The following is a 13,838-nucleotide window of genomic DNA, read 5'->3' on the forward strand; positions in this document are numbered from 1 at the left end:
GCGGGATGCTCGACCACGAATCACCCCGGCATGCCCATGCCCGTCAGCTGACCACGTATCCGCTGACCGCGGCGCAGCGCGCCATCCGGTTGTTGCAGCAGTTGGCCGGCGCCACGCCGCTGTCGAACGCGCTGTACGTGGAACTCGCGGGCGAGCTCGACGCCGCGCAGCTGATCGCGTCGTTCCAGCGGGCGCTCGACGAGTTCGAGGTCAGCCGCATGCGGCTGGTCGAGGTGGACGGTGAGCCGAGGCAGGTGGTGGACGAGGTCGCCAACAGCTCGGTCCGGTGTCTGGACTACGCCTCGGCCACGGATCCCGTTGCCGCGGCGCTGGATTGGATGCACAGCGACTACCGCACACCCATCGATCTCGGCGACGGCCCGGTGGTGCTCGGGGCGCTGGTGCGAGTCGCCGAGCGGCGGTGGTTGTGGTACCTGCGTGCGCATCACATCGTGCTGGACGGCATCGCCGCGCTGAACATCCTCACGCGCAGCGCGCGGCTCTACACCGCCGCGGTCGAGGGCACCGAGCCTGGGGCGCAGACGATTCGGCGGCTGGGCGAAATCGTCGCGGCAGACGAGCAGTACCGTGCCTCCCAACGCTTCGACGACGATCGGGTGTTCTGGTCGAAGTATGTGGCCGAGCTGCCCGAGCCGGTCACGCTCGGCGATCGGGTGGCACTCGCCGAGGCGCACCCGATCGCGGTGAGCGCCGTGCTGTCCACCGGTACCGACGATGCGCTGCGCACCGCGGTCGAGAAGCGCTCGGCCGGCCCGGCGGTGTTGGTCCTCGCCGCGTTCGGCCTGTATCTGGCGCGCATGACCGGCACCGACGACGTGGTGCTGAGTTTGCCGGTGTCCGCGCGGGTCACGGCGTCCATGAGCCGGTCCGGCGGGATGACCGCGAACGTCGTGCCCTTCCGGATCACCGTGACTCCCGGCCTGACCATGGGGTCGCTTCTCGCGCAGACGCAGCGCACCCTGATGGACGTGCTGCGCGCGCAACGCTATCGGCACGAGGACATGCTGCAGGACTCGGAATCGGTTGCCGCCCGGCATCTTCCGCAGGCAGCCGGACCGATGGTCGACCTGATGATCCTGGACACGAAGATCGTCCTGGGCGAGATCACCGGCCGGTTGCAAGTTTTGAGCCCGGGTTTGATCTCCGACCTGTCGGTGAACGTCTACCCGGCGGTCGGCGGCGAAAGCACCAGGGTCGACTTCTTCGCCAACCCCAGCGTGTACAGCAGCGAGCAGGTCGCCACCCAGCACCGGCGTTTCCTGAGCTTCCTCGACCGCTTCTTGGCGAGCGTGATCGCCGATCCCGAAATCGCGGTGCGCTCGGTGGGCTTGCTCGACTCCGAGGAGCTCCGGTTGGTGCGGGAATCGTCTGCCGGTGGCGCGGGCGCAGAGCAGATCACATTGCCCCACATGCTGTCTCGGGCGGCGGCCGCGCATCCGGCGCGGACTGCCGTCCGAGACGCGGCGCGCACTTGGACGTATCGCGAGCTGGACGAGTGGTCGAATCGTTGTGCGCGGGCGTTGATCGCCTGCGGTGCCGGTCCGGAAACCACGGTGGCAGTGGCGGTTACCCGCTCGGCGGCGTGGGTGCGGGCAGTGTGGGCGGTCGCCAAGGCCGGTGCCGCGTTCGTGGCGCTCGATCCGGCCCATCCCCACGAGCGGAACCGGTTCATTCTGGCCGACTGCGCCGCCACGATCCTGTTGGTCAGCAGTGAAACCGACTCGCAAACAGGTGGTTTGGCCCAGCACGGCATCCAGGTGGTCGATATCGACCGGCTCGAACGGGGGGAGTTCGATGCGACCCCGATCGCCGAGACCGGCTGGCGCGCTCCGGTGCGGCTCGAGAACACCGCCTACATCGTGTACACCTCGGGCTCGACGGGCACGCCGAAAGGCGTTGCCGTCACCCACGCCGGGTTGTCCGGGGTTTCGGACACACTCGGCGCGCAGTATCTACTCGACTCCGAATCGCGGGTATTGGCGGTCGCGGCACGCACTTTCGACGCGGCCGTGTTCGAGCTGCTGGCGGTGGTGTCGGTCGGGGCGGCGCTGGTCGTCGCTCCGACCGACGCTTTCGCCGGTGCGGCCCTGACGGAGTTGATGCGTGCCGATGATGTGACCCATGCCTGTTTGACTCCAGCCGTCGCCGCGACGCTCGATGCGCGGCGGCTCGACGGCTTGCGCGTGCTCATGGTCGCGGGTGAGCCCTGCCCGCCCGCGCTGGTGCGGCAGTGGTCGGCGAGCGATACCGCCGGCCGGCGAAGCCTGTACAACCTGTACGGGCCGAGTGAGACCACGATCTGGGTCACCAGCGCAACTTTGCGCCCGGGTGACGAGGTGTCCCTGGGTTCGCCGATACCCGGGATCCAGGTGGCGGTGCTGGACAAGTGGCTGCGGCCCACGCCCTTCGGCGTGGCAGGGGAGTTGTATGTCTCCGGCCCCGGCGTGGCCCGTGGGTACCTCGGCCGGGTCGGCCTGACCGCTGCGGCCTTCGTCGCCGATCCGCAGGGCCCGGCGGGCGCGCGAATGTACCGCACCGGTGACCTGGTGCGCTGGGAGCGGCGTGGGGAGGGCGCTGCCACACTGACTTTCGTCGGCCGTGCCGATACCCAGATCAAGATTCGGGGCCAGCGCCTCGAACTCGGGGAGATCGAAGCCGCGCTGACCGGCCTGGACGAGGTGCAGCAGGCCATCGTCACCCCCTTCGGCGGAAATGCCATCGGGATCGAAAATGTCAGTGTGGCGGCCTATCTCACTGCCGCACCGGGCCACACCGTCGATCCGGACACGGTCCGGCAGGCGATCGCGCGCCGGCTGCCCGCGTATATGGTCCCCGAAATCATCACGGTGCTCGACCAGTTGCCGATGACCCCGAGCGGAAAGGTGGACCGTCGCGCGTTGCCCGCGCCGCGCCGACCGATCACGGCCTACCGTGCGCCCGCGTCGCCCCTGGAAGAGATCGCCGCCGTGGCCTTCGCTGAGGCGCTCGGCGTGGAGCGGGTCGGTGTCGACGACGACTTCTTCGCCCTCGGTGGGCATTCGATCTCGGCGACGCGGGTGGCTGCGCAGCTGGCCGAGGTGACCGGCCGGGCGATCGGTGTGCGCGACATCTTCGACGCACCCACCGCCGTCGGCGTGGCTCGACTGCTCGGCGAACGCGAGACCGGCGCGGGGCCGGTGCGGCCGAAGCTCGCCGTCCGGCCGCGACCCGCGCGTATTCCGTTGTCGTTCGCGCAGTCGCGGATGTGGTTCATCAACCGATTCGAACCCCAGTCGCCGACTTACAACGTGCCACTGGTCTTCCGTCTGGTCGGATCGCTGGACACTGCGGCGTTGAGCGCGGCGCTCGGTGCGGTGATCGCGCGCCACGAAGCGTTGCGGACGCGCTACCCCGACTTCGACGGGGTGCCGTATCAGGAAGTGCTGTCGAGCGCGGCGGCGGCACCGGAACTCGAGGTGGCCGCCGTAGATCCGGCACGGTGGCGCGAGGTGGTGGCGGAGCGGGTCCGCCGCGGCTTCGACCTGCGCGCGGAGTTGCCGTTGCGGGCGACGGTGCTGCAATGCGGCCCGTCCGAGCACGTCGTGGTGCTGGTGCTGCATCACATCGCCGCGGACGGCTTGTCGATGGCCCCGCTGGTACGCGACTTGTCCACGGCATACGCGGCACTGCGTGCGGGACGCGTACCGGAGTGGGCCCCGCTGCCGGTGCAATACCCGGATTACGCCCTGTGGCAGCACGAGCTGCTGCGCGCGGAGTCGACGGCCGGCAGTGTGCTGACGGCGCAATGTCGTTACTGGGAAACAGAATTGGCGGGAGCCCCGCAACCACTGTCGCTGCCCACCGACCGGCCGCGCCCACCCGTGCTGAGCAACCGCGGTGACGTCGTCGAATTCGTCATCGAGGCCGCCTTGCGCGAGGCGCTGTACCGGCTCGCGCGGGAACATCGGGTCAGCGCGTCGATGGTGTTGCAGGCGGCGCTGGCGGTGTTGCTCTCGCGGCTCGGTGCGGGCGCGGACGTCTCGATCGGCAGTCCGGTCGCCGGGCGCACCGATGCCGCGCTGCGGGACCTGGTCGGGTTCTTCGTCAATACCTGGGTGTTGCGGGTGGATCTGTCCGGCGATCCTTGTTTCGAGCAGGTGCTCGACCAGGTGCGCCGTAAGGCCCTGTCCGCCTACGAGAATCAGGACGCGCCGTTCGAGCGGCTGGTGGAACTGCTCAATCCCGTGCGGTCGACGGCCTATCACCCGCTGTTCCAGGTCTCGCTCGAGGTGCAGAACGACGCCCTGCCCGCGCTCGAACTGCCGGACCTGGCCGCCGAATTCGTGGCCTTCGGTACCGGCAGCGCGAAGAACGATCTGCATTTCGAGCTGATCGAACTGCCCGGGACGGCGGGCGCTCCCGCGGTGCTGGCGGGTCGGATCGAATACGCTACCGACCTTTTCGACCGCGGCACGGTAACCGGCATCGCCGAACGTTTCCTGCGGGTCTTGCAGGCGGTGAGTGCGGATCCGATGACGGCGATCGCCGATATCGACCTGCTGGCGGCTGCCGAACGCGAACAGTTGCTGACGCAGTGGAACTCGCGCGAGGGCTGCCCGGCGACGGAAACCACGATAGTGGCGGCATTTCGGGCACGCGTCGCGGCGGCACCGGCGGCGGTCGCACTGCGCTGCGGCGACGCCGAGCTGACCTATGCGGAATTGTCCACGCGGGTCGACGGTTTGGCGCGCGTGCTGGCCGGCCGGGGAGTGCACCGGGGTTCGGTGGTGGCGGTCGCGGTGCCGCGCTCGATCGAACTGGTGACGTCGGTGTTGGCGGTGGTGTGCGCCGGTGGCGCGTACCTGCCGATCGATCCCGAGTATCCGGCGGACCGCCTCGAGTTCATCTTCGATGATGCCGATCCGGTGCTCGTGCTCACGACGGGCGCCGTGGCGGCGGGTCTGCCGTTGGGGGAGCGGCCACTGCTGTGTGTGGACGACGTGGAAGCTGTTGCGCCGCGCGCATTGCCGGATCTGTCGCCGGACGACGGTGCGTACGTGATCTACACGTCGGGTTCCACGGGTCGGCCGAAGGGTGTGGTGGTCGAACACCGCGGAGTGGTGAACATGGCGGTGTACGGGTGGCCCAGTGGTCCGGGTACCCGGGTCTTGTTGCACTCCTCGATGGCGTTCGACGCGTCGGCCTACGAGTTGTGGCCCGCTTTGCTGGCGGGGTCGGCGCTCGTCATCGCCCCACCCGGCCGTTCGGATATCGCGGAACTGAGCCGGACCGTGACTCGCCATGACGTCACCGCGCTGTACGTGACGACGCCACTGTTCGAGCTGCTGGCGAGCGCGGGGCCGGAAACGGAACTCGGTCGGGTGGGCCGGGTGGTCACGGCAGGCGACGCGCTGCGGCCCAGCGCAGTCGCTCGGTTCCGGGACCGGTGGCCAGGTGTCGACGTCGTCAATGCCTACGGGCCGACCGAGAACACCGTGTGCGTCTCGACCTACGAGATCCCCGATTCGCCGGAGTGGGCGGGTGGGGCCAGTGTCCCGATCGGCGTGCCCGTCGGGAATATGCGCGTGTTCGTATTGGATTCGCGGCTGCGGCCGGTGCCGGCAGGTGTCGCGGGCGAATTGTATGTGGCCGGAGTACAAGTGGCGCGCGGCTATCGGAACCGGGCGGGCTTGACCGCAGAGCGGTTCTGCGCCTGTCCGTTCGGGTCCGGTGCGCGCATGTACCGGACGGGTGACGTGGTGCGGTGGACGCGTGCGGGCGTGCTGGAATTCGTCACCCGCGCCGACGACCAGGTCAAGGTGCGCGGGTACCGGATCGAACCGGGCGAGGTGGAGAACACGCTGACCGCGCACCCCGCCGTGTCGCAGTCGGTGGTGATCGCGCGCGAGATCGGCACGGCGGGTGCGGATTCGGCGGGCGTGGACAAGCGGCTCATCGGGTACGTCGTGCTCGATCGCACTGCCGGAGCGCGTTCCGAGGCCGTCGGCGCCGACGAGCTGCGGCGCTTCGTCGCGGATCGGCTGCCGGAGTATCTGGTCCCGGCCGCGATCGTCGTCCTGGACCGACTGCCGTTGACGCCCAACGGGAAGGTGGATCGACGAACGTTGCCCGCGCCGGTCTTCACCGCCGCAGCACACCGCTCGCCGTCGACGCCGACCGAAGAGCACATTGTCGCCGCCTTCGCCGAGGTGCTCGGCATGGACCGGGTCGGGGTCGACGACGACTTCTTCGCGCTGGGCGGGCATTCGTTGTCGGCGATGCGGGTGGCCTCGCGCCTGACTGCGGTCCTGAGGATCGAGGTGGGTGTCCGGGACGTGTTCGAGGCTCCCGCCCCGGCATGCCTGGCGCAGGTGCTCGCCGCACGGTGCGCCGACACCGGCCCGGCGCGACCGGCACTGGAAGCCCGGCCGCGGCCGCGGCGAATGCCGTTGTCCTACGCCCAGTCCCGGCTGTGGTTCATCAACCGGTTCGAACCGGACTCACCGGCGTACAACATCCCGATGGTCCTGCGTCTGCGCGGGCCGTTGGACCAGGACGCGCTGGCTGCGGCATTGACGGACGTGGTGGCCCGGCACGAGAGCCTGCGCACGATCTTCCCGGACGAGGACGGGGTGCCGTTCCAGCAGGTGCTGCCGGCCGGTATGGCCGTGGCGCGCATCGAGACGAGCACCGTCGAGCCGGACCGCCTCGACCAGGCCGTGACGCGGCTCGTACGGCGCGGCTTCGACGTCTCGACATCGACCCCGTTGCGAGTATCGTTGTTGCGCACCGGTTTCGATGACCACGTCCTGGTGCTGGTGCTGCACCATATCGCCGCGGACGGTTGGTCGATCGCACCGTTCGTGCGGGATTTGACTGCCGCGTACACCGCTCGCGGGCAAGGGCGGGCGCCGGAGTGGACGCCGTTGCCGGTGCAGTACGCGGACTTCACGCTGTGGCAGCGGGCGGCCCTGGGCGTCGAGTCGGATCCGGACAGCGTGCTGGCGACCCAATTCCATTATTGGGAGCGCGAACTGGCGGATGTTCCGCAGCCGATCACGCTGCCGGCCGATCGCCCGCGTCCGCCGATCGCCACCAATCGCGGCGACGTACTCGAATTCGCCTTCGATACCGCGCTGTGCGAGCGGCTGTACCGGTTCGCCCACGATCGCCAGGTGACGGTGTCGATGCTGCTGCAGACGACGCTTGCCGTGTTGCTGGCAAAGGTCGGGGCGGGCGAGGACATCTGCATCGGCGGCCCGGTGGCCGGGCGCACGCACGAGGCGACGCACGATCTGATCGGTTTCTTCGTCAACACCTGGGTGCTGCGGGTGGATCTGTCCGGCGACCCCGCCTTCGAGCAGGTACTCGACCAGGTCCGCCGAAAAGCCCTGACCGCCTACGAGAATCAGGACGCGCCCTTCGAGCGGCTGGTCGAGCTGCTGCAACCGACGCGTTCGCCGGCGTATCACTCGCTGTTCCAGGTGTCTTTCGCGTTGCAGAACAACCTCTTGCCCGAGCTGCGGCTGCCCGAGCTGGCCGTCGAGATCGTGCCGGCGATCACCGGTACCGCGAAGTTCGACCTGCATGTCGACGTGGTCGAACGGATGAATTCCGTTGACAACGCCGCTGTTCCGTCGTTGTCGGGCCGGATCGAGTACGCCACCGACCTGTTCGATCGCACCACCGTGGCCGACCTCGCCGCGCGCTACCTGCGGTTGTTGCACATCGTCACCGCCGATCCCGGGATGCGCCTGGGACAGCTGGATATCCTCGCGCCCGAGGAACGCGAGCAGGTGCTGCGGGTCTGGAACGACACCGCGGCGCCGTTGCCCGAGGCGATGTCGCTGCCGAACCTGTTCGCTCGACACGTCGCGGCCGAGCCGTTGGCGGTCGCTGTCGCACACATCGACGGCGACCTCACCTATCGCGAATTGGCGGTGCGGGTCGACGATTTGGCGCGGATGCTGGCTGCCCGCGGCGTTCGGCGTGGTTCGGTGGTGGCCGTGGCCTTGCCGCGGTCGGTGGATCTGGTGACCGCGGTACTGGCCGTGGTGGTGGCCGGGGGCACGTATCTGCCCATCGATGCCGAGTATCCGCGTGACCGGCTCGAGTTCATCTTCGATGACGCCGATCCGGTGCTCGTGCTGACGACCGTTGCCGGGGCGGCCGCACTGCCGTTGCGTGGGCGCGCGTTGTTGTGCGTGGACGATGTGGGTGAGGCATTCGGGGCCACGGCCGCGCTGCCCTCGTTGTCGGGCGGTGACGGTGCGTATGTGATCTACACATCGGGTTCGACAGGCCGGCCGAAGGGCGTGGTGGTCGACCATCGGGCCGTCGTCAACATGGCGCTGTACGGATGGCCCGGCGGTCCGGGCGATCGGGTGCTGTTGCACTCGTCTATGGCGTTCGACGCGTCGGCGTACGAGTTGTGGCCCGCGTTGCTGGCCGGGTCGACGATCGTCATCGCGCCACCCGACCGGCTCGATCTCCCCGCGCTGATGCGCACGGTCGGCCGCCATCGCGTCACGACGATGTTCGTGACCACGGCCCTGTTCGAGTTGCTCGCGACCGCGGGAGCCGAACTCGATGCCGGTCCGGTGCGTCAGGTCGTCACGGGCGGCGACGCGCTGAGTCCGGCTGCGGTAGCGCGATTCCGGGAGCGCTGGCCGGGCATCGACATCGCCAACGCGTACGGGCCGACCGAGAACACGGTGTGCGTGTCGACCCATGAGATCCGTGCCGCGCACCGGTGGAGCGCCGACGAGCGCGTACCGATCGGTGCGCCGGTGCCGAATGTGCGGGTGTTCGTTCTGGATTCGCGACTGCGTCCGGTCCCGGTCGGCGTAGCGGGCGAATTGTACGTCGCCGGAACGCAATTGGCGCGCGGGTATGCGGGCCGGCTCGGGTTGACCGCGCAGCGGTTCGCGGCTTGCCCGTTCGGTGTCGCCGAGCGGATGTACCGCACCGGCGATGTGGTGCGGTGGACCCGTCGCGGGGTACTCGAGTTCGCGGGTCGCGCCGACGACCAGGTCAAGGTGCGCGGATACCGGATCGAACCCGGCGAGGTAGAGGCGGCATTGGTGGCCCACCCGGCGGTCTCACGCGCGGTGGTGATCGCGCGCGATATCGCCTCCGCCCCAACCGAAGACACCGTCGACAAACAAATGGTCGCCTACGTCGTGCTCGACCGTGAAACGGCGGTTTCCGACAACGACGACCGGGCCACCGAGCTGATCGACCATTGGCGACAGGTCTACGACAACCTGTACGCAGGCAAGGAAAGCTACCTCGACACCGAGAACGCGGTGGCCGAGCCGCTGGCGTTGGACGCGGATTTCGGTGGCTGGAACAGCAGTTACACCGGGCAGCCGATTCCCGTGGCACAGATGCGGGAATGGCGGGACGCGGTCGTGACCCGGATTCTCGGTTTGCGTCCGGTGCGCGTGCTGGAAATCGGCGTCGGGTCGGGTTTGCTGATGTCGCGATTGGCGGCACAGTGCGCCGAATACTGGTGCACCGACTTCTCGGCGGCGACCATCGGCAATCTTCGGGCGCGATTGGCCGAATCGGCGGTCGACTGGGCGGATCGGGTGCGCTTGCGGGTGCAGTCCGCCGACGACGTCGCGGACCTGCCGGTGGACCGATTCGACGTGGTGGTGGTGAACTCGGTAGCGCAGTATTTTCCGAACGCCGGGTACCTGATCGACGTGATCGAAAAGGCCATGGGTTTGCTGGTGCCCGGTGGTGCGTTGTTCCTCGGTGATATCCGCAATCTGACGCTGCTGCGGCAATTCGCGACCGGCACACAGCTGGCCCGTAGCGACGCCGCGGACACCGTGGCGGCCGTACGCGAGCGGGCTCGGCGCGCGCTGCTGGCCGAGCAGGAATTGCTGGTGGCCCCCGAGTTCTTCCTCGCAATGCGGGACCGGATCCCCGCGGTGGCCGCGGTGGATATCGAATTGAAGTACGCACCGGTCGACAACGAGCTGACGCGATATCGCTACGACGTGGTCCTGCGCAAATCCCCGGCACAGGTGCGGTCGGTCGCCGAGGTGCCGCAGCGGGCCTGGTCCGAATTCGGTGATCTGGCGGCGCTGCGCGCGCATCTGGTGGCCGAGCGTCCCGCGAGTGTGCGGGTCGTCGGCATACCGCAGGGCGGTACCGCGGTGGACGACGCGATCACGCGCGTCCTCGACAGCGCGGCCGAGCACGAGCTGGTCGCCGATCTCGATCTGGGCAGCACCACCACCGGCGTGCTGCCGCACGAGATCCGCACGCTCGCCACGGAACTGGGCTTCACGGCGGCCGTCACGTGGTCCCCGGTATCCGGCCGGATGGACGCGGTGCTGATGCACGGTACCGACGAAACCGCGGCGCTCGACGAGATCTATTCGAGCACCGAGCCGTTGGCCGCGTTGAGTACCTACGCCAACGATCCGGGGGTCACCGACCTGGTGGCCGAGATCCGGGAATTCAGCGCGGCGCGCCTGCCGGAGTTCATGGTGCCCGCGGCCATCGTGGTGCTGGACGAGTTCCCGTTGACGCCGAACGGCAAGGTGGACCGCCGTGCGCTGCCCGCGCCGCAGCTGGCCACCTCGGCCTATCGTGCCCCCTCGACGCCGACCGAGGAGATCGTCGTCGCGGTCTTCGCGGAAGTGCTCGGCGCCGACCGGGTCGGTGCCGACGACGACTTCTTCGCGCTGGGCGGGCATTCGCTCTCGGCGACGCGCGTCGCGGCACGTGTGGCGGCGGCGACGGACCTGACGGTCGAAGTGCGCGACGTGTTCGACGCGCCGACCGCTGCCCGGCTGGCAGCTGTTTTGGCTGCTCGCTCCGCTGCGGGCGCGGCGCAGCCGGGCCCGGTGTTGCTGCCGCGGGACCGGCCTGCCCGAATACCGTTGTCGTTCGCCCAGTCGCGGATGTGGTTCATCAACCGATTCGAACCGGATTCACCCGCGTACAACGTCGCGATGGTGTTGCGGCTGCGCGGTCAGCTGGACGTCGCGGCGCTGTCGGCCGCGGTCGGTGACGTGGTGGCCCGGCACGAGAGCCTGCGCACGGTGTTTCCCGACGAACAGGGCATACCGTGCCAGCAGATTCTGCCGTTCGAGGGTGTCGCGGGATTGCCCACGGAGACAGTCGATCCGCTCGGACTCGCCGAGCGCGTCACGAGCATCGTGCGTCGGGGTTTCGAGGTATCCGCACGGCCGCCGTGGCGAATGATACTGCTGCGCAGCGCGTCCGACGATCACATGCTGGTCGTGGTGCTGCATCACATCATCGCCGACGGGTGGTCGATCGCGCCGCTGGTGCGCGATCTGTCGCTGGCGTACACCGCGCGCCGCGCCGGGCGGGCACCCGAATACTCGCCATTGCCGGTGCAGTACGCCGACTACACGCTGTGGCAACGCGCGTCGCTCGGTGCGGAGTCCGACCCGGACAGCGTGAGTGCGCGCCAACTCGCTTACTGGACAGGTCATTTGGCGGACCTGCCGCAGCGATTGGAGTTGCCCGCCGACCGGCCCCGGCCGGTGGTGGCCTCGCAACGCGGCGGTAGTTGTTCGTGCACGCTGGACGCCGCGACGGTAGCCGGATTGGCGGCGGTGGCGCGAGCCCATCAGGTGACGGTGTTCATGGTGGTGCACGCCGCGCTGGCGGTGCTGCTGACCCGCCTGTCGGGCAGCACCGACGTGGCGGTGGGGACGCCGATCGCGGGCCGTGGCGCGTCCGCGTTGGACGGATTGGTCGGCATGTTCGTCAACACCCTCGTCCTGCGTACCCGGGTCGATCAGGCAGGCTCGTTCACCGACCTGCTCGACCAGTGCCGTCAGGTCGACTTGGCTGCGTTCGCGCACGCCGATATCCCGTTCGAGCGCGTCGTCGAGGCCCTCGACCCGCCCCGCAGTCAGGCCCATCATCCGTTGTTCCAGGTGATGCTGGCCTTCCAGAACCTCGACCTGGACCCGGCTTCGGCGCAATTGCCCGGGCTCGATGTCGAGCCCCTGCCGAGTCTCGATATCGGAGTCGAACGGTTCGATCTCACCATCACGGTCGCCGACTTCCCCTCCGGCACAACCGGTGACGTGGACGGCGGTGTGCCCATCACCATCGGGTACGCGCTGGACCTGTTCGATCACTCGACCATCGCCGCTTTCGCGGGTCGCTTCCAGCGCACCATGCGTGCGGTGGCAGCTGATCCGACGGCCCGCCTGCGCGACCTGGATCTGCTCGCGTCTGAAGAGCGAATGCTGTTGCGCCAGTGGGCCGATGGCGGTACCTGCGCTGCGTCGAATACCTTGCCCGGTGTGCTCGCGCGCGCCGCGGCCGAATATCCGACGCGACCCGCGGTCGTGGACGCGGTACGAGAGTGGACGTACCGGGATCTCGACGAGTGGTCGAACCGGTGCGCGCGGTTGCTGATCGACTACGGCACCGGTCCGGAAACCGTTGTGGCCATAGCCATCCCGCGATCCGCGGACTGGATGCGGGCGGTGTGGGCGGTGGTGCGAACGGGTGCCGCCTTCGTCTCGCTCGACCCGGCACAGCCGCGAGAGCGCAATCGCGGCATCCTTGCTGACTGTGCGGCGGTGGTGGTGCTCACGAGTGGGGAAAGTGCCACGGTGACAACCGGGGAGTGGGAAGTGCCCGGGACCGCCGTGCTCGACCTCGACCGGCTGGATCTGTCGGCACAACCTGCCACCCCGATTCGTGACGAGGATCGGCTCGCCGTGGTGCGGCTGGACAACACCGCCTACATCGTCTACACCTCGGGTTCGACAGGCACTCCGAAAGGCGTTGCGGTCACCCACGCGGGGTTGTCCGCGATCGTGGCGGCGACGCATCGAGATCATCGGATGACGCCCGACTCCCGGGTATTGGCCGTCGCCGCGCGCACTTTCGACGCGGCGATCTTCGAGCTGCTGCTCGCGGTACCGGTCGGCGCTGCGTTGGTCATCGCTCCCGACGACGTCGTCGCGGGGCCACCGCTGGCGGCATTGCTGCGCGCGCAACGCATCACCCACTGCTTCCTGTCGCCGATGGTCGCGCTCTCGATCGAGGCGGCCGGGCTGGACGATCTTCGTGTCCTGTTGACCGGGGCCGAAGCCTGTCCACCCGCGCTGGTGCAACGCTGGTCGCGCACCGATGCCGCGGGCATCCGCAGCGTGCACAACCTGTACGGACCCAGTGAGGCCACGGTGTGGGTCTCCGGCACGGAATTGACTGCCGGTGATCAGGTTTCGGTGGGCGGACCGATTCCGGGTTTCCGGGTGGCGGTTCTCGACGCCTGGCTGAACCTGGTGCCGCCGGGCGTGGTCGGCGAGCTGTACGTCGCCGGGCCCGGCGTCGCCCGCGGATATCTCGACCGGGCCGGCGCGACGTCTGCGGCGTTCGTGGCGGATCCGTTCGGCCCGACCGGATCGCGGATGTACCGCACCGGAGATCTGGTGCGGTGGTTGCCGAATGGCGCCGACGACGGGGCCTTGATCGTCGTCGGTCGGGCCGATAATCAGATCAAGCTGCGCGGCCAGCGCCTGGAACTCGGCGAAATCGAAACCGTGCTGGCTGGATTCGATGAAGTCGAACGTGCCGTGGTCACCCAGAGTGAGCACGGTGGAACCGTGCGGTTGGCCGCCTACGTCACCCCGCGACAGGGCATCGGCCTGATCCGGCCGCTTTGCGCGCGGCCGCGGCGCACAAACTCCCGTCCTACCATGGTCCCCGACGTCGTCACCGTGCTGGCCGAACTGCCGCTGACCACGAGCGGAAAGGTCGATCGGCGCGCATTGCCGGAACCGCAGTGGGCCACCACGACTTACCGGGCNCCCGCGACCGCT

1 protein-coding gene is annotated in these 13,838 nt (G+C 68.9%); it reads left to right on the top strand.

Features of this window, described 5'->3' with window-relative positions; genetic code table 11:
- Nucleotides 1–5 precede the first annotated feature (5 nt).
- A partial coding sequence (locus TY25_RS00450) for a non-ribosomal peptide synthetase (protein ID WP_052382707.1) occupies nucleotides 6–13,838 on the top strand: 13,833 nt, incomplete at its 3' end.

It is taken from the genome of Nocardia brasiliensis NBRC 14402 (assembly GCF_000308475.2).
Lineage (GTDB): Bacteria > Actinomycetota > Actinomycetes > Mycobacteriales > Mycobacteriaceae > Nocardia > Nocardia brasiliensis.